The sequence below is a fragment of the Salinicola halophilus genome, assembly GCF_003206155.1.
GTDB lineage: Bacteria > Pseudomonadota > Gammaproteobacteria > Pseudomonadales > Halomonadaceae > Salinicola > Salinicola halophilus.
Genome location: NZ_PZJV01000002.1, coordinates 470,057 through 488,970 on the forward strand (window position 1 = coordinate 470,057; position 18,914 = coordinate 488,970).

Sequence of the window (18,914 nt, forward strand, 5' to 3'; positions counted from 1 at the left end):
TTTGACTGCCAGGTCGATGCTCATGATCAAACAACGAACGTTGCAGAACACGATCCGCGCCACGGGCGTTGGTCTCCACTCCGGGGAAAAAGTGTATCTGACGCTGCGTCCGGCAGCGCCCAATACGGGCATCGTTTTCGTGCGCACCGATCTGGATCCGGTCGTTCACATCCCCGCTCACGCCGAGCGCGTGACCGATACCAACCTGTGCACCGCGCTATCCGAAGGCGGTGTCAAAGTCGCGACCGTCGAGCATCTGATGTCGGCATTCGCAGGGTTGGGAATCGATAATGCCTACGTCGAACTGAGCGCACCGGAAGTGCCGATCATGGACGGCAGTGCCGGCCCGTTCGTCTTTCTGATCCAGTCCGCGGGTATTGCCGAGCAGTCAGCTCCCAAGCAGTTCATCCGTATCAAGCAGAAGATCACCGTTAGCGACAACGGCAAGCAGGCCACTTTTTTGCCGCACGATGGTTTCAAGGTCAGCTTCGCGATCGATTTCGATCATCCTGTCTTCGAACAGCAGAAGCAGACGGCAACCGTGGATTTCTCCACGACCTCCTTCGTCAAGGAGGTCTCTCGCGCCCGGACCTTCGGCTTCATGCGGGATCTCGAGTTTCTTCGCTCTCAGAACCTGGCCCTTGGCGGCAGTCTCGACAATGCCATCGTGGTCGATGACTACCGCATCATGAACCAGGATGGATTGCGCTACGAAGACGAGTTCGTCAAGCACAAAATGCTCGACGCTATCGGGGATCTTTATCAGCTCGGCTATAGCTTGATTGGCGAGTTCCAAGGCTATAAATCAGGGCATGGTTTGAACAACCAGCTCTGCCGCGAGCTGCTGGCGCATCCCGAGGCGTACGAGATCGTGACGTTCGAAGAGACGACACAGGCTGCGCCGATCTCATACGCGGCGCCTGCGATGGCCTGATTGCGCTTAGCCAAGTCGCAGTCGATGACGCCGACCCTAGCTGGGTCGGCGTTTTACGTTGAGGCGTGAGTTTTGCACGGTGTCGGCAGGCGCTCTTGCCGCCGTGTCGCTAATGCTCTTCGGGGTCGGTGGCGTGCGAGGCCAGTCGGGAGAGGGCCTGTTTGAGGGGAGAATCCTCGAGACCCTCGGCGCAATGCGTCAGCGCATCGGCGCCGGCCGGAGTCATCCGACGTGTCTGCCTCGGTATCGCCTTGATAGGGCGCACGGGACGTACCTTGAGAGAGAATTTCATCACCGCTTCGAATCCCGGCAGCTGATGCAGTAGCTTCAGCAGGCGCGGCTGTTCGTATCGAAGCCAGGTCAACCAGGCAGCACGATCGGTAATCAACGTGAGTACGCCATCACGATAGCCCCCGACGTGGACATGCTCGGCGACGTCGGCGGGGAGATGCTGGCGCAGATGGGACTGGGCGCGATCGATCAGGGTCGCCATGCGCATGACGTCACCCAGTTCGCCGGGCTGACCCAGGAGGCGGGAAACGGGCTGGGCGCGAAAACGCTTAGCCTTTATACTCATCGGCTTGCACGCAGTGGGGAAAGACCCACTCAACCTATCACGACGCGGGGTTCGTCGACAGTATGACATCGGCCCGATCGCAGACCGGTTTTGGCGCCAAGATATGGCGCCCCCGGCAGCGAGCTCATTGGTGGCTGGCCAGTGTCCTGGTGGGCTGTCTCCTGCCCGCGAGCCTGTCGCAGGCGGATGCACTGCGCTTCGCCGAGCGCCTGACGCAGATCTACCTCATGGCGCCGGAGGCCATTCGCGCCGAATCCCGGCGCGTATTGCGAAAGCCCGCAGCGCATCCATGGCCTCAGCCGCGCCGTCCGGCATCGACCGCGAGCCTCTACACTGCACCTCTTAGCGTGCCGACCCTCGCCCTGCTGGCATTTCTACGTCGGGGGCCACCAGTGCCTGCCTGATTCTCGTGGCTTTAACTGGCGCTCACGACGGTGACGCATATCGAAATCGCGCAGGAAGAAACAATGTTCAACGTACTGGTACGCAAACTGGTCGGATCCAAGAACGACCGCGACGTCAAACGCATGCACAAGCAGATCGCATCGGTCAACGCCTTCGAGACCGCGATCGCCGAACTGAGCGATACCGCGCTCGCAGCGAAGACCACGGAATTTCGAGAGCGTCTCGAGAAGGGCGAGAAGCACGACGCGCTGCTCCCCGAAGCGTTCGCCGTCGTTCGCGAAGCGAGTAAGCGCGTCCTTGGCATGCGCCACTTTGACGTGCAGCTCATCGGCGGCATGGCGCTCCACGAAGGGCGCATCGCCGAGATGAAGACCGGCGAGGGCAAGACGCTGGTCGGCACACTGGCGGTCTACTTCAACGCGCTGCTCGCCAAAGGCGTGCACGTGGTGACGGTCAATGACTATCTCGCCAGCCGTGACGCCAACTGGATGCGGCCGCTCTACGAATTTCTGGGCCTGAGCGTTGGCGTCATCGCCTCCGGTCAGCCGACGGAAGAGAAGCGCAAGGCCTACGCCTGCGACATCACCTACGGTACCAACAACGAGTACGGCTTCGACTACCTGCGTGACAACATGGCGTTCTCGCTGCAGGACAAGGTTCAGCGCCCGCTGTTCTTCGCCATCATCGATGAGGTCGACTCCATCCTGATCGACGAAGCGCGGACACCCTTGATCATCTCCGGTCCGGTCGAGGAGAACGTCGAGCTCTATCGCACGATGCAGACACTCTCGAAACAGCTCGTGCAGTGCACCGACGAAGAAGACCCCGCGAGCGGTGACTACATCGTCGACGAGAAGCAAAAGCAGGTCGAGCTGACCGAAGAGGGACACCAGAGGCTCGAGGAGCTGCTGCGCGACGCCGACCTGCTGAAACAGGACGACTCGCTCTACGCGGTTCAGAATCTGGGACTGCTGCAGCACATCCACTCTGCGCTGCGCGCGCGTAGCCTCTATCACCGCGACGTGGACTACATCGTCTCCGACGGCAACGTGGTGATCGTCGATGAGCACACCGGCCGCACCATGGCGGGTCGACGCTGGTCGGAAGGGCTGCACCAGGCCGTCGAGGCGAAAGAGGGCGTGCCGATCCAGCGCGAGAGCCAGACGCTGGCGTCGACCACCTTCCAGAACTACTTCCGGCTTTACGACAAGCTTTCCGGCATGACCGGTACCGCCGATACGGAAGCGTTCGAGTTCAACCATATCTACGGTCTCGACGTCCTGGTGATTCCCACCAACCGGCCGCTCGCGCGTCAGGATCTCAACGATCTCGTCTATCTGAGCGCCGAGGAGAAATTCGAGGCGATTATCGAGGACGTCAAGACGCAACGCGACGCCGGCCGCCCCGTGCTTGTGGGTACCGCCTCGATCGAGACGTCGGAATACCTCGCCAAACTGATGCGCGAGCAGGGCATCCAGCACAGCGTGCTCAACGCCAAGCAGCACCAGAGCGAGGCCGAGATCATCGCCCAGGCGGGTCGCCCCGGGGCGATCACCATCGCCACCAACATGGCCGGCCGCGGTACCGACATCATGCTCGGCGGTAGCTGGGAGAGCGATGTCGCCAAGCTCGACGACCCCACCGATGCGCAGATCGCTGAGATCAAGGCCGCATGGCAGGAACGTCATGACGTGGTGCTCGCCGCCGGCGGTCTGCACGTGGTCGGCTCGGAGCGCCACGAATCGCGGCGTATCGACAACCAGCTGCGGGGCCGCGCCGGTCGCCAGGGGGACCCGGGGTCGACACGCTTCTTCCTCTCGCTCGAAGACAACCTGATGCGCCTGTTCGGCTCGGACCGCGTCCAGCGGCTCATGGGCGCGCTGGGGCTCGAGCGCGGCGAGGCGATCGAGCACAAGATGGTGTCCAACGCCGTCGAGCGAGCGCAGAAGAAAGTCGAGGGGCGCAACTTCGATATCCGTAAGCAGCTGCTCGAATACGACGACGTGGCCAACGATCAGCGCCGCGTCATCTACGACCAGCGCGACGAGATCCTCTCCGCCGACGAGATCTCCGACAATGTCCTGGAGATCCGCGACGAGGTCCTCGAGCAGACGCTGACCGACTACGTGCCGCCGCAAAGCCTGCCCGAGCAGTGGGATCTTCCCGGCCTGCAGGACCAGCTCAAGCAGGAGTTCAACCTCGATCTGCCGCTGGTGCAGTGGGCCGAAGAGGACAAGAGCTTCAACGAAGAGACCCTGCGCCAGCGCCTGCAGGATCAGCATCGCGGCCTCTATACCGCCAAGGTGGAGGCGATCGGTCCGCAGATGATGCGCCGCTTCGAGAAGCAGGTGATGCTCCAGGTGCTCGATACGCGCTGGAAAGAGCATCTACAGTCGATGGATCATCTGCGCCGCGGTATTCACCTGCGCGGCTACGCCCAGAAGAATCCCAAGCAGGAGTACAAGCGCGAAGCGTTCGAGCTGTTCCAGTCGCTGCTCTACAACATCAAGCACGATGTGACGCGAGTGCTGAGCCACGTCCAGGTTCGCCGCCAGGAGGAGGTCGAGGATCTCGAACGTCAGCGTCGTGAAACGCTCGAACGAGAAAAGGCTGCCAGTCAGCCGGTCCACGAAGACGCGATCGCCGCGGCGGAGCAGACCGCTCAGGCCAGCGAGACCGCCAGTGAAGCCTCCGACGAAGACGAGAGTGCACAGCCGGTGCGTCGCGAGTCGCCCAAGGTCGGGCGCAACGATCTCTGCCCGTGCGGGTCGGGCAAGAAATTCAAACAGTGCCACGGCAAGCTGAGCTGATCGCGGTCCTCGAGGAGTCGAACAATGGCAGTAGGCGAAGGGACGTTTCCCACCATGCCGCCGATCGAGGGCGTGCGCCTCGGTACCACCGCCGCCGGTATCAAGAAACCGGGGCGGCGGGATCTCGTGGTGATCGAGATCCCGACATCCGCAAGCGTCGCGGCGACGTTCACGCGTAACGCCTTCTGCGCGGCGCCCGTGCACCTGGCCAAGGCGCATCTGGCCGCGACGTCGACGCGCTATCTGCTGATCAATACCGGCAATGCCAACGCCGGTACGGGCGCGCAAGGCCTGCAGGACGCCGAGCGCTGCTGTGCCGCGCTCGCCGAGCTGACCGGCGTCGCCCCCCAGGCGGTACTGCCGTTCTCGACCGGCGTCATTGGCGAGACGTTACCGGTGGAGCGAATCGCCGCCGGTCTCGAGTCGGCCCTCGCCGCGCTCGGCGAAGATCAGTGGGCCGCCGCCGCCGAAGGCATTCTGACCACCGATACCCGCAGCAAAGGGGCGACGCGCCAGGTCGAGTTGAGCGGTGGCACGGTCACGCTCAACGGCATCAGCAAGGGTTCGGGCATGATCTGTCCCAATATGGCGACGATGCTCGGCTTCGTCGCCTGCGATGCCGCGATCGATGCCAGTGCGCTCACCGGTTGGCTGCAGGAGGCGGTGAAGGTCTCCTTCAACGCCATCACGGTGGATTCCGATACCTCCACCAACGACGCCTGTACAGTGATCGCCACGGGCCGCGGCCCGTCGGTCGAGACCGCCGAAGACGAGCAGCGCTTTCGCGCCGCGCTGACGGCGCTGTTGACGGATCTCGCCCAAGCGATCATTCGCGACGCCGAGGGAGCGACCAAGTTCGTCACCATCGATGTCGAACAGGCGACGAGCGTCGAGGAAGCGCGGGCGGTGGCGTTTACCGTTGCGCACTCGCCGCTGGTGAAAACGGCGCTCTACGCGAGCGATGCCAACTGGGGGCGCATTCTCGCCGCCGTCGGCCGAGCACCGGTCGAATCTCTCGATGTCGAGCGCATCGGCATCGATCTCGGCGACGTGCGTCTGGTCGAAAACGGCGGCCGCGCCGACAGCTACACGGAAGAGGCCGGCAGCCGCGTGATGGCACAGGAAGAGATCGCCATCCGCATTCAGCTCGGCCGGGGCGACGCCGTCGCCACGGTCTGGACATCGGATCTGTCCCACGACTATGTCTCGATCAATGCGGACTACCGCAGCTGACGGCGCGATTACTCGACCGCGCCCTTAGTCGATCGACGACGAGCATCACCCACCAAGCGAGCCTCAAGGTGCGAGATTTAGCAAGATGATCAAGAGACGGGTCCATGTAGCGGCTGCGGCCATCATTCGCGACGACGGCCGCGTGCTGATCGCCCGCCGTCCGGCCACTGCCGACCAGGGCGGTCTGTGGGAGTTCCCCGGTGGCAAGCTCGCCCCCTACGAAACCGGCTTCGAAGCGCTCAAGCGCGAGCTCGGGGAAGAGCTCGGCGTCCAGATCCAGCGCGCCCAGCCGCTGATCCGGGTACATCACGAATATCCCGACAAGCACATCCTGCTCGATGTCTGGCAGGTGCGCGAGTACGAAGGCGAGCCTTACGGTCGCGAAAACCAGCCGGTGCGCTGGGTCGACGTCGACGATCTGCCGAACTACGCCTTTCCGGCCGCCAATCTACCGATTCTGCGCGCCGTGGCGCTGCCGCAGGAGTACCTGGTCACCGCCGAGACGTCGGACGATGAGGTTTTCCTCCAGCGCCTGGAGCGCGCACTCAAGGAAGATCACATCAAGCTGGTGCAGCTGCGCGCCAAGTCGCTGGACGATGACGCCTACCAGGCGCGCGCCCAGAAGACCCTGGCGCTCTGTCGGCGCTACTCGGCCAGGCTGCTGCTCAACGCCGACCCCGAGTGGCTCGAGCGGATCGACGCCGACGGTATCCATCTGACCAGCGAACGACTGATGTCGCTTTCGCGCCGGCCGATCGCCAATCACAAGTGGCTGTCCGCCTCGACCCACAACGACGCTCAGCTCGCCCAGGCCGCGGAGGTCGACTGCGACTTCGTCACCCTCTCGCCGCTGGCGCCGACGCCGTCGCATCCGGATGCGGTGACGCTTGGCTGGCACGACTTCCAGCAGATGACCGAAACGGCGGCGATGCCGGTGTTCGCTCTTGGCGGTATGACCCGTCACCACGCCGATCAAGCGCGAGCGGTGGGCGCCCAGGGGATTGCTTCGATTCGCGATTTCTGGCGCGACGATCGCTGAGCCACGAGCCACGAGCCACGAGCCACGAGCCACGAGCCACGAGCCGAAACGACAGACGCCGCTCCTTTAGAGCGGCGTCTGTCATTGACTGCTAGAGAAAGTCTGGCGAATGTCGGCGGGTCAGGCAGATCACTCGCCGCGTTCGAGCTTGTCGATCAGCTCGTCGAGCTGGGTCTCGTCCATGTGCGGCTCGCCGGCAATGCGGTGCGAGCCATCCGCCCAGGCGCCGAGATCGAGCAGCTTGCAGCGCTTGGAGCAGAAAGGGCGGTAGGCGTTGTCGGGTGTCCACTCGACGGCGGTCCGGCACTGCGGGCAGGGCACGGTGAGCGGGCGCTTGCCGGAGGCGTCGCGAGAGTCTTGGCCGGAAGTCATGAGGCACCCTTGGAAGTCGAGGTTGGCGTTGGCTGTCGATGCAGCTGGCGATAGCGCGCATCGAGCGCGACGACCGCCTCGCGCAGCTGGGCGAGCGGGGCGCTATTGTCGATGACGTCATCCGCCGCTGCAAGTCGCTCGTCTCGGGGCGCCTGGGCGGCGATGATCGCTTCGACCTGCCGTCGTTCCACGCCGTCGCGCGCCAGCGTACGCTCGATTTGCATGTCGGTGGGCACGTCCACGACCAGCAGGCGATCGATCATCTCGCGTTGGCCGGACTCCAGCAGCAGCGGCGATACCAGCAGGCAGTAGGGACCTTCCCGCCGCAGCCGGGCGAGGTGTTCCCGGAGCCGCTGGCGGATGCGTGGGTGGGTCTCCCCCTCGAGCCACGCGCGTTCGGCCGGGTCGTCGAAAATGCGCTGTCGAAGGGCGCGGCGGTCGAGCGTGTCGTCGTCGAGCAGGATGCCGCGACCGTAGCGGGAGACGATCGCTGCCAGCGCAGGCTCGCCCGGCCGCACCACTTGGCGGGCGACATCGTCGGCGTCGACCCAGCCGATGCCCAGCTCGCCGAAGGTGCGCGCCACGGCGCTCTTGCCCGAACCGATACCGCCGGTCACGCCGATGATCGGCCCCGGCTCGGGCGGCGTCATCGGGGTTGCATCTGTCGCTTCGGCCGCTTTCGCCATCGTCATGGATCTCTCCTCAACCGATCTCAAACGCCCAGCAGCAGCGCCTGGTAGGCGCCGATCAGCGGCTCGCCGAGTAGCAGAACCACCCAGCCCGCCAGCGCGATGAAGGGGCCGAACGGCAGCGGCTGGTCTCTCTGATGTCGACGAGCGGCGATCAGCGCGATACCCACGAGGGCGCCGAGTCCGGCAGAGAGCAGCAGCAGCAGCGGCAGGCTCTGCCAGCCCAGCCAGGCGCCGAGTGCGGCCATCAGCTTGAAGTCACCGTAGCCCATTCCCTCCTTGCCCGTGGTCAGTTTGAACGACCAGTAAACGCTCCAGAGGCTCAAGTAGCCCGCCACCGCCCCGAGGACGCCACTCGTCAGCATCAGCGGGTTCAGCAGTAGCTGATAGAGTAGTCCGGCCCAGAGTAGCGGCAGCGTCAGCGCATCCGGCAGCAGCTGGGTACGCCAGTCGATCACGGCCAGCGCCAGCAGCGTCAGGCAGGCTCCCAATAGCCACAGCGTCGGCCACGCCAGACCGTGTACGGCGACCAGGCTGACCGCCACCAGGCCGCCGAGCAGCTCGACCAGAGGATACTGGACGCTGATCGGTGTGTGGCAGCTCGCGCAGCGCCCGCGGCGCTTGAGCCAGCCGATCAGCGGCAGGTTATCGTGCCAGGCGATGAAGTTGCCGCAGCTCGGGCAGTGCGAACGCGGCGTCGCCAGGTTGTAGGGCGACTCGACGTCCGTCTCCAGCGACAGCGCCATCTGCGCCTCGGCGCGCCAGCGGCGCATCAGCATCACCGGCAGGCGCACGATCACCACGTTGAGAAAGCTGCCGAGGACCGCCCCGAGCAGGAAGACGAACGGCCAGAGCAGTAGAGGGGATGGTTCCAGCAAGAGAGACTCCGGTCGAGCGGGAAGGGAAAAACGAGCGCGTAGGGTAACGCATTCGGACCCGGGCTTTGAGGCGTTGCGTTCGACTTGGCGAACGCGAATTCTCGTTGGCTGGCGCCTAGATGGCTGAACCCATCTGGAAGATCGGCAGATACATCGAGGCCACCAGGCCGCCCACCAGAACGCCGAGCACGACGATGATCAGTGGCTCGAGCAGCGACGTGAGGGCATCGACCTGATTGTCGACCTCCTCTTCGTAGAAGTCCGCCACCTTGTCGAGCATGGCATCGAGCTCGCCGGACTCCTCGCCGATACTGACCATCTGCACGGCCATGACCGGGAAGACGCGGGTCCGACGCATGGCGAAATTGAGCTGCTGACCGCTGCCCACGTCCTCGCGAATACTGTCGATGGCGCGCTGATGGACCTGGTTGCCGGTGGCGCCGGCGGCGGTTCCCAGCGCCTCGACCAGCGGAATGCCGGCATTGAAGGTGGTCGCCAGCGTGCGGGAAAAGCGCGCGATCGAGCTCTTGTCGACGATATTGCCGAGTACGGGCAGCTTGAGCACCAGCTGGTGCAGTCGATAGGCGAAGCGCGGCGAGCGTTTCATCAGTTGGCGCAGCCCGAAGAACACCGCGATGCCGCCGAGAATCGCCTGCCACCAGTGCGCCTGGGCGAGTTCGGAGAGGTGGATGGTCAAGCGCGTGAACATCGGCAGTTCCGCCCCGAAGCCGGCGAACAGGCTTTCGAACTGCGGTACGACCTTGATCAGCAGCAGCGCGGTGACGCCGAGCCCGACGCCGATCACCGCGATGGGGTAGTAGAGCGCTTTCTTGACGCGGCCCTTGAGGGTTTCGATCTTCTCGCGGTAGTTGGCGACGCGTTCGAGCATCTGATCCAGCGCACCGGCCTGCTCGCCGGCGGCGACCATGTTGACGAACATGCGGTCGAAGCGGGCGGGATGCTTGGCCAGGGCCTCGGACAGACTCGACCCTGCGCTGACGTCGTTGGCCAGCGTCTCGACCAGATTGCGCATCGCCGGGTTCTTGAGCGTCTCCGCCACCACCTTGCAGCCCTGCAACAGCGGCACGCCGGCGCGAATCATCGTTGCCAGCTGGCGCGAGAAGAGCGTGATATCGCGGGACTTGATACGGCCCAGACCGAAAAAGCTCGTCTTGCGCGTGATGCGTTTGACGATCACTTTCTGGCGCGCGAGCTCGCGGCGCACCTCATCGATCTCACTGGCGATGAGCTCGCCGTCGATCGTTTCGCCGCGCAGGTTCTTGCCGCGCCACTGCCAGCGGTGGAGCACCAGACGCTTGGGCGGTTTGAATGAGTTGGCCATCGATGGCTCCTGAGCGGGTATCGGTATCGGTGACGACGGTGCGAGCGGCAGGCCGCCCGGCTGGGGCCACCTCTTCGTCAGTCCGTGGTCACCCGATTGATCTCTTCGAGGCTGGTGACGCCCTCGAGCACTTTTGCCAGGCCGCTCTGGCGAAGCCCCGGATAACCCTCGCGACGCGCCAGTCGAGCGAGATCGAGAGCGTGGCTGTCATTCATGATCATCTGGCTCATCGTCTCGCTCACCGGCACCACTTCGTAGATGCCGATGCGACCCTTGTAGCCCAGCGTGCAGTGATCGCAGCCCACGGCGCGATAGAGCGTGGCGCTGGCCAGACGCTCGGATTCGATCCCTTCGGCGCGGAGCACCTCGTCGGGGAGCTCGGCGGGTGTCTTGCAGCGCGGGCAGAGCTTGCGCGCCAGCCGCTGGGCGATGATCAACGACACCGAGCTTGCGATGTTGAAACTCGCCACCCCCATGTTGCGCAGGCGCGTCAGCGTTTCGGCGGCGGAGTTGGTGTGCAGCGTCGAGAGCACCAGGTGGCCGGTCTGCGCCGCTTTCACCGCAATCTCGGCGGTTTCCAGATCGCGGATCTCCCCGACCATCACCACGTCGGGGTCCTGGCGCAGAAAGGCGCGCAGGGCGCTGGCGAAATCGAGCCCGATACGCGGCTGCACGTTGAGTTGGTTGACCCCCGGCACCTTGAGTTCGACCGGGTCCTCCGCCGTGGAGATGTTGCGCTCTTCGGTATTGAGCCGGTTGATGCCGGTATAGAGCGTCACCGTCTTGCCGCTGCCGGTGGGCCCGGTGACCAGAATCATTCCCTGCGGCTCGGCGAGCGCCGCTTCGAAGAGCGCTCGCTGGTGCGGCGCGAAGCCCAGCGCGTCGATTCCCCAGCTCGCCGTCTGGGCGTCCAGCAGACGCAGCACGATCTTCTCGCCGAAGACGGTGGGCAGCGTGTTGACGCGAAAGTCGATGGCGCGCGTGGCGTCGAGGCGAATCTTCATCGCCCCGTCCTGGGGTAGCCGGCGCTCGGAGATGTCGAGGCGTGCCATGACCTTCAAACGGGCGGCCAGGCGCGTACGTAGGGTGAGCGGCGGGCGCGCGATCTCGAGCAGCATGCCGTCGATCCGAAAGCGCACCCGATAGCTCGCCTCGTAAGGCTCGAAGTGAACGTCGGAGGCGCCGCGATTGATGGCATCGCGCAGGATCTTGTTGACGAAGCGCACGATCGGTTCGTCGTCCTCGCCGCCGTCGAACGCCTTGGCCTCGTTCTCGAGATCGAGCTCGCTGCTGTCGAGGGTGAGCGACTCGCTGGCCTGATCCAGCGCCTCCAGCATGCCGGAGGTCTCCTGACTGCGGTAGCGCTTGGCCAGCGCCCGCTCCAGCTGATCGAACGGCACCAGCACGCCCTCGATGGCAAGCCCGGTGGTGAACTGCAGCTCGTCGAGCCTGGCGAGCGTGGCCGGAAAGGCGATCGCCACCGTCAGCCGGCGATCGTCGCGGGCGAGCGGCAGTACCTGGAAGCGCCGCACGACCTTGTCGGCGATCGGCTCGACGATGGGCAGCTGATCCCAGTCGACGTGGGTGAGATCGAGAAACGGCAGGCCGTATTCACGGGCGGCCAGCTCTCCCGCGGCGCGAGGATCGACCTGGCCGTTGCGCACCAGATACTCGAGCAGCGTCTGCTGAGCCTCGCTCGCCGCACGGCTCGCCGTCTCCAGCGCCGCGGCGCTGATCAGCCCCTGTTCGACGAAGCGCTGGGCGAGATGGCTCTGCGCCCGCTGGGGCACGGTTTCCGGCATAACGACGCCTCTTTGAATCGAGAGCCGGTACGCGTGGGCGCGGGAAACCGGCGATAATGCCCCACGCTATCGGCGCTCTTATCGATTTCTTTAAGTTTACTTGACGACTGCCGATAGGGATCGATGTGTGAGTTTGCGTAACGTGACGTAGTCAGTCGGTATCGTGTCCGGGCGCGCCGGCGCCATGCGGACGCGATACGACGCGGCCACACGCCCACGCCGCGCGACGGGTGTCGTGCTCGGCGTCTTCAACCATCGATTCGGCACGGCAGGGGAAGGGAACTTCGATGCAGCAGAACAAAGGTCAGCAGGCACACCGGCAGGGCGGTTTTACCCTGATCGAACTCATGATCGTCGTTGCGATTATTGGCATCCTCGCGGCCATCGCGATTCCGCAGTATCAGAACTACGTAGCAAGGTCGCAGTTCTCCGAAGCTCACACGATGCTGGGTGGGGCACGTGTTGCTGTACAGGAGCGAGTAGACCAAGGTGCTACAAATGCAACGGTACAAACCTTAGGAATCAATCGCCAGGGCCAATATGGGTCGATAACCGGCGCAGATGGCGATGACGTTATAAATGGAACTGGGCAAGATGTAAGCGCAACTCTTACATATCAGTTCGGTACCGATGGCACAGAGGCTAGTCCTGCGCTAACAGGCGAGGGAGAGAATCAAGTTACCTATACTTATCAAGAGACCGCTGATGAGTGGGGCTGGAGCTGTACCACTACTGTTCCTGAGCAATACGTCTCCAATTGCGACGCAGACGGGGGTGACGACACGTAATTGCGTTTAAGTGCTAGGCCGGCACTCGCCGGCCTTTCTGCTTTTCTTACTTCTTGAAACTTCCGGCTTACAGCTTCCCCCTTCAATAAAGCCCTTTCTCCTCTCCCACGACTTCCCGCAGCACCTCCAGAAACAGCTTGTCCGCCTCGGAGTGTTCCGCCGGATCCTCGGGGATATGAATACTGGTGGTGTCCGAGATCTCGTTGGCGATCTGCGCCCACGCCTGTGCGTCGCGGCCGCCGTCGGAGTGCCGCTTGGCGATGGCCAGCGAGCTTTCGAGAATGGCCGGGTCCTGCAGCAGTTTCTTGATGAAGGCGCGCAGCTCGTGAATGACGCGGACCTTCTGCATTTCCGATGCCGAGCTCATGGGTCTCTCCTTGCGGGTTCTGTCGTTCGATCGATTCGTCTCGGCGCGCCACCGCGGCGCTGAGGTCGAGCGATGGGCGGCGGCGAGCGCGTGGATGGCGCCACGATAGCACAGGCGGCTATGGCATCTATGGCGTCTGTTGCAACTACGGCGACCAGGGCGGCGAAGGCCGTCGGCGCGGTGCGAGCCGGCGTACTCGGCTGTCGCGCCGACCGGCTTTCGCCTATGATCGCCAGTCGTTCAAGGCCTGATGCGGACGAAGGAGTCCCCGTGCAAGACGCCAAACCGATTTTCAAAGTGCTGGCGCTGCTGCTGGCGGTGCTGGCGGCGTTCATGCTGCCGCCGATCGTGCTGCTGGGACTCGAGAACGACCCGGATCTGTGGGCGTTTCTGAAGTCGATCGGCGTGATCGTGGCCACGGTGGTCGTGCTGCTGGCGTGGACCTGGCGCACGCCGGTGGAGCTGAAGACGCGCCACATGTTCATTCTCACCACCTCGAGCTGGGTGGCGATCAGCGCCTTTGCCAGCCTGCCGCTGGTGCTGGGGGCGCCGCAGCTCTCCTTTACCAACGCGGTGTTCGAGTCCGTCTCGGCGATCACCACCACCGGCTCGACCATTCTGAGCGGGATCGAGAACCTGTCGGACGGTCTCAAGCTCTGGCGCGGGCTGATGCAGTGGATGGGCGGCATCGGCATCATCGTCATGGCGATCGCGATCCTGCCGTTTCTGAAGGTCGGCGGCATGCGGCTGTTCCAGACCGAATCCTCCGACTGGTCGGACAAGGTGCTGCCGCGGGCCGGGGGCATCGCCAAGGCTTCCGGTCTAATCTATCTGGTCTTCACGCTGGCGGCGATTCTCAGCTATCGCCTGGCGGGGATGGAGACGCTGGATGCCGTGGTGCACGCCATGAGCTCGGTCTCCACCGGCGGTTTCGCCAACTACGACGCCTCTTTCGGCATCTATCAGGACCGCCCGCTGATTCTCTGGCTGGGGTCGCTGTTCATGCTGGCCGGGGCGCTGCCGTTCGTGCTCTACATTCGCTTGATCCGCGACAGCCACGGTGCGCTGTGGCGCGATCAGCAGGTACGCGGTCTGGTGACGCTGCTGGCGGTGGTGGTCGCCGCGCTTACGCTCTATCGCGTTGCGGCCTTCGACGAAGCGCCGTTCGCGGCGTTGACGGCCGTCACCTTCAACGTGATTTCGGTGGTATCGACGACGGGCTACGCCAGCGCCGATTACAGTCTGTGGGGGCCGCTGGCAGTGACGACGTTCTTCTTCATCACCTTCGTCGGCGGCTGCTCGGGCTCGACCAGCGGCGGCATGAAGATCTTTCGTTTCCAGGTGGGCGGGCTGACGCTGCTCAATCAGCTGCGCTACCTGGTGCATCCCAGCGGCGTGTTCGCCCAGCGCTACAACGGCCGGCCGCTCAGCGACGAAGTGGTGCGCGCGGTCATCGCCTTCTCGTTCTTCTTCTTTCTCACCTTCGCCGTCTTCGCGCTGGCGCTCTCGGCGCTGGGGCTCGACATGGTCACGGCGGTGACCGGGGCGGCCACGGCGCTGGCCAACGTCGGCCCGGGTCTCGGCGACACCATCGGGCCGGCAGGCAATTTCGCGCCCTTGCCGGATGCGGCGAAGTGGATCCTCTGCCTCGGCATGCTGATGGGGCGTCTGGAGATTCTCACCGTGCTGGTGCTGTTGATGCCGTTTTTCTGGCGCAAGTAGCCGGTTCGAAGCCGCTTCCCACACTCTCTTTCCTGCCGCGCCGGGTGGTCGCTTCAGTCGGCGGCGTCATCGCCCGCCATAGTCGTTCGACGCTCGCCGAAGCGGCGCTTCAACCGCGGCAGCCACTGCTGCTTCCAGCCCCGTTGGATCGCTCGCTGCCAGCGCGGTTTCTGGCGCAGGGCGTTCTCTTCGGCAGTCAGTGGCTCGCCGGAGAGTCGCGCCTTGAGTTTGAGGCCGCTCGCCAGGTCGCTGCGTCGTAGCGGTTTGAGCAGAAAGCGCAACGCCCGCCCGCCGGGGAGATAGAGGGCGGAGGCGAAATCGATCAGCACGACCCGCCCGCGGCTCAGGATCACGTTGGAACCGCGCACGTCGTTGTGAACCACGGAGGCGCGATGCAGCGAGGTGAGCGCCGTCATCAGCTGAACGAAGGAGGCCGGGGTGCCGGGATCGACTTCGCTCAGCAGCTCGCCGGGAACGTACTCGATCAGCAGTGAGAGCTTGCCGAGCTGGGCCACCACGCGGGGCGCGTGCGGCCAGTCGTGGAGGCGTTCGAGCAGGCGACGTTCGCGGCGCACCAGCAGGCGCGCCGGGAGCGCCAGCCAGCTATCGGCGTAGCGGGTATAGTCCTTGCGGATGACGGGCTGGCCGTCGTGACACGTCAGAACGACGTCGGCCTTGAGCAGCCCCTTGCCACGCTGCAGCGTTCGAGCGGCGCCCTCGCTCGTGTCGTCCGAAGCGGGCGCGTCGCCGCAGTGGGACGTAGAAGACCGGTCTGCGACTGGGGCGCTCTGGTCGAACGGCTCTTGCTCGATGAACGGCTGGGACGCTGCGCACTGCTCGGCATTCGCGTCGGTCGTGGCGTTGCCGGCGACGAGAGGGGCGTCGGCGGAGGAAGGCGATGAGGATGACATAATGAGATTGAAACTAATTAGATCGCTAAACTTAATCTCATTTTAAGAAATCGACGGCAACGGCGCCAGGGCGAATGTTCACCGACAGTTACACAGAGGTGACACCGGCAGCGCTCCCGGCGGCGGGGAAGGTGCCCGCGGAAACGACGACGCCACCTAAAGGCGGTGGCGTCGTTCTCAGGGCATCGCGTTGCTGAAGGGGGTGCGCGACGTGTCGGTGACAGGGGTGAGGTCAGGCGTCGTCGAGCGCGATGCGCCCCGCCCGATTGAGGATCGGGTTGGCGTACTGTCGCAGCCACCAGGGGCGCAGGGCCGGCGGCACCGAGGCGAGGCGGGCGCGAAAGCGTTCGCGATCTTCCGGCGTGACTGTCGAGAGATCCACCAGATCCGGCGCCAGGCCGGTCTCGGCGAGCGCCAGCTGATGACTGGGAAAGAGCGGATAGTGCTCGAGGACCTGGCGGTCGATCTCTTCGGCCACGGCATCGGGCGTGTCGAAGTCCGCCGACAGCGGCTCGCCGAAGACCAGTTTGACCCGCCCCTTGTCACCGGTAATGCCGGTCACGATGGAGCGAATGTCCTCGAACTCCACCTTGTCGTAGTGCCCGGAAGAGTGCTTGGCCTCGAGCTCGCGGGCCTTGTTGATGTCGCAGGGGTCGAACTCGTAGCTGATCGAGACGGGCACGATCTTGAGCTCGCGAATCGCGTTGCCGACCGCGGCGTCCTTCTCCTCGGCCCGGCGTGCCATGCAGAGCATCTTGACGATGGCGGTGTCGGTGCAGTCGATACCGTCCTTGGCGCGCCCCTCACGCTGGGCGAGCCATACGGAGTGGTTGTCGTCGGTGATCGAGTGGCGAATGTAGCCGGAGAGCGACTGATAGGCGGCCAGCATCGCGCGCTTGCCCTTCGCCGAACGCGGCACGATGAAGCTCTTGTTGAGCCGCATCAGGTCGGTGACGAAGGGCTTCTGCAGCAGATTGTCGCCGATGGCAATGCGCACGGTGTCGTGGCCACCGTCGTATAGGGCGTAGTTGACGAAGGCGGGGTCGAGGGCGATGTCCCGGTGATTGCCGATGAACAGGTACGCCTCGTCCGGGGAGAGCTTGTCGAGCCCTTCGACGCTGAAGCCGCGCGTGGTGCGACTGATCATGTGCGCCATGTAGTGAGCGATGCGCTGCTGGAATTCGCGAATCGTGCTGACGCCGCGCATCTCGCGCTGCAGCCGGAAACTGGCAATGGCGCGCGCCAGCGGCGGCGCCACCTTCGCAAGCCTTGGCAGGCGATAGCGGGTGATGGCGTCGAGCAGTTCGCTGTCGTGGGCCAGGTGCGCGAGCACGTCGGCGACTTCGTCGTCGTGATAGGGACGAATGTCGGCGAAACGATCGAGATCGATTGCGGCTTCGGCGCTGTTGGAGCCGTCGTTTGGCATCATGGGCTCGGCGTCGACGGGTCGGCTTCGCCGCCGAGCCAGTCGATCAGTTGTTCGATGAAGGTCGAAAGCGCCTGCGACATCAGCGCGAAGTCGGTTTCCAGGCGCACGGCAGGGTCGTCGCCATCCTCGCTCTGGCTCGCTTCGTCGAGCACGGCGTCGTCGAATGCCAGCGACTTGAGCGCCAGATCGTCGTGCAGCACTGTACGCAGCACGCCCTCGCTACCCAGGCTCAGCTGGCTCGCCTGTCGGCCGTTTTCCAGCAGCGACTGGATCTCCTCGCTGTCCAGATCGACCTGGCGAGCCCGCAGTACGCCGTCGTCCTCGGCGGCGCGCAGTTCGACCTGATCGCCCAGCACGAGACTCTCCGGGCGACTGCCGGCGTCGCTCAGCCACTGCGTCATCCCGCGAGCCGGCGGCGTCTTGGTCGCCAGCGGCGTCACTTTCAGTGACCCGAGGGTCTGGCGCAGCAGGTCGAGCACCTCTTCGGCGCGCTTGCGACTGGCCGCGTTGATGCCGATCAGGCGTCGCTGAGTATCCCACCACAGCTCGACCCGCTGCGTCCGCGTGAAGGCCTGCGGCAGCAGCTCTTCCATCACCTGCTCCTTGAGCAGCTGACGTTCGCGGCGCGACAGCGGCTGCCCCTCGGCCTGCTCGCGAGCCTCGCGGCGCTCGTTGACCTCTTCGTTGACCACCGCGGCCGGCAGCAGACGCTCCTGACGGAGCATCGCCATCAGCCGGTGACCTTGGATTTCGTGTACGCGCTGCTCGCTGGCACGACCGGCCGGCGCGGTCCAGCCGACGCGACGTGCCTCGCGATCCGAGACGGGGCGAAACGCCGATGCTGCCAGTGCCTCTTCCAGATCCTCGAGTGAGAGGACCTCCAGATCATGGCAGCGATACAGATGACAATGCTTGAACCACATGCGCCCGTTCCGTTTGAAAGGGGGCACATTATGGCGAAACGACCCCGGGCTTGCCACCGAGGCAGACCATCGTCGTTTGGCGGTGCGTTTCAAACGAGCGTATGTTTTTTAGCCACGAGCCACGAGCTTTGCGCGAGCAGCCACGCCAACGATCGAGGAGAGACCCATGGATTCACGCATCACCGTGACGCACGTTCGCGTGCGCGGCTTTCATCTGGATGGCTACGGCCATGTCAATCACGCCCGCTATCTCGAGTTCCTGGAGGAGGGGCGCTGGGCTTTCGTCGACGCGCATCCGGAATTCGCCAAGTCGTTGGCCGCCGGGGTCGCGCTGGTGGCGGTCAATCTCAACATCGACTATCGCCGGGCGGCGGTAATGCACGACGATCTCGAGGTTCGGACCTGTCTCTCACGCCTTGGCGGGCGCAGCGGGACCGTGGGCCACGAGATCGTGCATCGCGACAGCGGTGAGGCGGTGGTGACGGCCTCGCTCACTTTCGTGCTGCTGGACCAGCGCAGCCACGAGGTGATCGCGCTCGACGGCGAGTGGCGCGAGCGTCTGGCGCCACTGGTGACGGCACTGGATTCGACGCGGGAGCCTCACTGACGCGGAGGGAGAAAAGCGGGCGTACACGGGTACATGCCTGCCTTTGAAGCCCCTGAAATGGTATGATCCCGGGATTGTACGGCTGA

The 18,914-nt window shown here is 64.5% G+C and carries 17 protein-coding genes; 7 read left to right on the plus strand and 10 right to left on the minus strand.

Annotated elements, in window-relative coordinates; all coding sequences use genetic code 11:
- Nucleotides 1-22 precede the first annotated feature (22 nt).
- A complete protein-coding gene (lpxC, locus tag DOM33_RS09815; protein ID WP_110668412.1) occupies nt 23-934 on the plus strand; it encodes a UDP-3-O-acyl-N-acetylglucosamine deacetylase in 912 nt (303 codons plus the stop codon).
- Nucleotides 935-1,043: 109 nt separating this feature from the next.
- Here the strand turns inward: lpxC and DOM33_RS09820 are convergent, their stop codons facing one another.
- Complete coding sequence (locus tag DOM33_RS09820) at nt 1,044-1,511, minus strand: DUF721 domain-containing protein (RefSeq protein ID WP_110668414.1); 468 nt, start codon at nt 1,509-1,511, stop codon at nt 1,044-1,046.
- A 467-nt stretch (nt 1,512-1,978) separates the two neighbouring features.
- Here DOM33_RS09820 and secA point away from each other — a divergent pair, with 467 nt between their 5' ends.
- The 3 genes from secA (at nt 1,979) to DOM33_RS09840 (ending at nt 6,998) form a co-directional block, all read left to right on the plus strand.
- Nucleotides 1,979-4,726 (plus strand): preprotein translocase subunit SecA, encoded by a 2,748-nt coding sequence (gene secA, locus DOM33_RS09830; protein WP_110668416.1) that lies wholly within the window; start codon nt 1,979-1,981, stop codon nt 4,724-4,726.
- 24 nt (nt 4,727-4,750) lie between these two features.
- Complete coding sequence (argJ, locus tag DOM33_RS09835) at nt 4,751-5,959, plus strand: bifunctional glutamate N-acetyltransferase/amino-acid acetyltransferase ArgJ (RefSeq protein ID WP_110668418.1); 1,209 nt, start codon at nt 4,751-4,753, stop codon at nt 5,957-5,959.
- Nucleotides 5,960-6,044: 85 nt separating this feature from the next.
- Complete coding sequence (locus DOM33_RS09840; RefSeq protein ID WP_110668420.1) at nt 6,045-6,998, plus strand: Nudix family hydrolase; 954 nt, start codon at nt 6,045-6,047, stop codon at nt 6,996-6,998.
- A gap of 129 nt (nt 6,999-7,127) precedes the next feature.
- Here the strand turns inward: DOM33_RS09840 and yacG are convergent, their stop codons facing one another.
- The 5 genes from yacG to pilB form a co-directional block, all read right to left on the minus strand.
- The gene (yacG, locus tag DOM33_RS09845; protein WP_110668422.1) at nt 7,128-7,370 is read right to left on the minus strand and encodes a DNA gyrase inhibitor YacG; all 243 of its coding nucleotides are present in this window, start codon (nt 7,368-7,370) and stop codon (nt 7,128-7,130) included.
- The gene (coaE, locus tag DOM33_RS09850; protein WP_239495327.1) at nt 7,367-8,056 is read right to left on the minus strand and encodes a dephospho-CoA kinase; all 690 of its coding nucleotides are present in this window, start codon (nt 8,054-8,056) and stop codon (nt 7,367-7,369) included. The genes yacG and coaE overlap by 4 nt, the downstream gene beginning before the upstream one ends.
- Before the next feature lie 26 nt (nt 8,057-8,082).
- Nucleotides 8,083-8,934, minus strand: a complete 852-nt coding sequence (locus tag DOM33_RS09855) for a prepilin peptidase (RefSeq protein WP_110668677.1) — start codon at nt 8,932-8,934, stop codon at nt 8,083-8,085.
- Nucleotides 8,935-9,052: 118 nt separating this feature from the next.
- On the minus strand, nt 9,053-10,279 hold the full coding sequence (locus DOM33_RS09860) for a type II secretion system F family protein (RefSeq protein WP_110668424.1): 1,227 nt from the start codon (nt 10,277-10,279) through the stop codon (nt 9,053-9,055).
- 77 nt (nt 10,280-10,356) lie between these two features.
- Nucleotides 10,357-12,081 carry a type IV-A pilus assembly ATPase PilB gene (gene pilB / locus DOM33_RS09865; protein WP_110668427.1) on the minus strand — a complete coding sequence of 575 codons (1,725 nt, stop codon included), beginning with the start codon at nt 12,079-12,081 and terminating at the stop codon, nt 10,357-10,359.
- Nucleotides 12,082-12,368: 287 nt separating this feature from the next.
- Between pilB and DOM33_RS09870 the strand changes: the two genes are divergently transcribed.
- On the plus strand, nt 12,369-12,869 hold the full coding sequence (locus tag DOM33_RS09870; RefSeq protein ID WP_110668429.1) for a pilin: 501 nt from the start codon (nt 12,369-12,371) through the stop codon (nt 12,867-12,869).
- An 82-nt stretch (nt 12,870-12,951) separates the two neighbouring features.
- Here DOM33_RS09870 and DOM33_RS09875 read toward each other — a convergent pair whose 3' ends face one another.
- Nucleotides 12,952-13,236, minus strand: a complete 285-nt coding sequence (locus DOM33_RS09875) for a hypothetical protein (RefSeq protein WP_110668432.1) — start codon at nt 13,234-13,236, stop codon at nt 12,952-12,954.
- Nucleotides 13,237-13,506: 270 nt separating this feature from the next.
- On the opposite strand from DOM33_RS09875, the gene DOM33_RS09880 reads away from it, so the two are divergent.
- Entirely contained in the window at nt 13,507-14,958 is a 1,452-nt protein-coding gene (locus tag DOM33_RS09880) for a TrkH family potassium uptake protein (protein ID WP_239495314.1), read from the plus strand.
- 53 nt (nt 14,959-15,011) lie between these two features.
- Here the strand turns inward: DOM33_RS09880 and DOM33_RS09885 are convergent, their stop codons facing one another.
- From DOM33_RS09885 to DOM33_RS09895, 3 genes are all read right to left on the minus strand, one after another.
- Nucleotides 15,012-15,869: an RIO1 family regulatory kinase/ATPase domain-containing protein gene (locus DOM33_RS09885; protein WP_110668436.1), complete on the minus strand. Its 858-nt coding sequence runs from the start codon at nt 15,867-15,869 to the stop codon at nt 15,012-15,014.
- A 232-nt stretch (nt 15,870-16,101) separates the two neighbouring features.
- Entirely contained in the window at nt 16,102-17,298 is a 1,197-nt protein-coding gene (locus tag DOM33_RS09890) for a 1-acyl-sn-glycerol-3-phosphate acyltransferase (RefSeq protein WP_110668438.1), read from the minus strand.
- The gene (locus DOM33_RS09895; protein WP_110668441.1) at nt 17,295-18,221 is read right to left on the minus strand and encodes a recombination-associated protein RdgC; all 927 of its coding nucleotides are present in this window, start codon (nt 18,219-18,221) and stop codon (nt 17,295-17,297) included. The genes DOM33_RS09890 and DOM33_RS09895 overlap by 4 nt, the downstream gene beginning before the upstream one ends.
- A gap of 166 nt (nt 18,222-18,387) precedes the next feature.
- On the opposite strand from DOM33_RS09895, the gene DOM33_RS09900 reads away from it, so the two are divergent.
- Nucleotides 18,388-18,828 carry an acyl-CoA thioesterase gene (locus DOM33_RS09900; RefSeq protein WP_110668443.1) on the plus strand — a complete coding sequence of 147 codons (441 nt, stop codon included), beginning with the start codon at nt 18,388-18,390 and terminating at the stop codon, nt 18,826-18,828.
- Nucleotides 18,829-18,914: the final 86 nt, after the last annotated feature.

Coding starts and splice junctions, on each gene's coding strand:
- DOM33_RS09890 (WP_110668438.1), bottom strand. CDS start 17,298: ATGATGCCAAACGACGGCTCCAACAGCGCCGAAGCCGCAATCGATCTC.
- DOM33_RS09860 (WP_110668424.1), bottom strand. CDS start 10,279: ATGGCCAACTCATTCAAACCGCCCAAGCGTCTGGTGCTCCACCGCTGG.
- DOM33_RS09870 (WP_110668429.1), top strand. CDS start 12,369: ATGCAGCAGAACAAAGGTCAGCAGGCACACCGGCAGGGCGGTTTTACC.
- lpxC (WP_110668412.1), top strand. CDS start 23: ATGATCAAACAACGAACGTTGCAGAACACGATCCGCGCCACGGGCGTT.
- pilB (WP_110668427.1), bottom strand. CDS start 12,081: ATGCCGGAAACCGTGCCCCAGCGGGCGCAGAGCCATCTCGCCCAGCGC.
- secA (WP_110668416.1), top strand. CDS start 1,979: ATGTTCAACGTACTGGTACGCAAACTGGTCGGATCCAAGAACGACCGC.
- DOM33_RS09875 (WP_110668432.1), bottom strand. CDS start 13,236: ATGAGCTCGGCATCGGAAATGCAGAAGGTCCGCGTCATTCACGAGCTG.
- argJ (WP_110668418.1), top strand. CDS start 4,751: ATGGCAGTAGGCGAAGGGACGTTTCCCACCATGCCGCCGATCGAGGGC.
- DOM33_RS09840 (WP_110668420.1), top strand. CDS start 6,045: ATGATCAAGAGACGGGTCCATGTAGCGGCTGCGGCCATCATTCGCGAC.
- coaE (WP_239495327.1), bottom strand. CDS start 8,056: ATGGCGAAAGCGGCCGAAGCGACAGATGCAACCCCGATGACGCCGCCC.
- yacG (WP_110668422.1), bottom strand. CDS start 7,370: ATGACTTCCGGCCAAGACTCTCGCGACGCCTCCGGCAAGCGCCCGCTC.
- DOM33_RS09885 (WP_110668436.1), bottom strand. CDS start 15,869: ATGTCATCCTCATCGCCTTCCTCCGCCGACGCCCCTCTCGTCGCCGGC.
- DOM33_RS09895 (WP_110668441.1), bottom strand. CDS start 18,221: ATGTGGTTCAAGCATTGTCATCTGTATCGCTGCCATGATCTGGAGGTC.
- DOM33_RS09820 (WP_110668414.1), bottom strand. CDS start 1,511: ATGAGTATAAAGGCTAAGCGTTTTCGCGCCCAGCCCGTTTCCCGCCTC.
- DOM33_RS09900 (WP_110668443.1), top strand. CDS start 18,388: ATGGATTCACGCATCACCGTGACGCACGTTCGCGTGCGCGGCTTTCAT.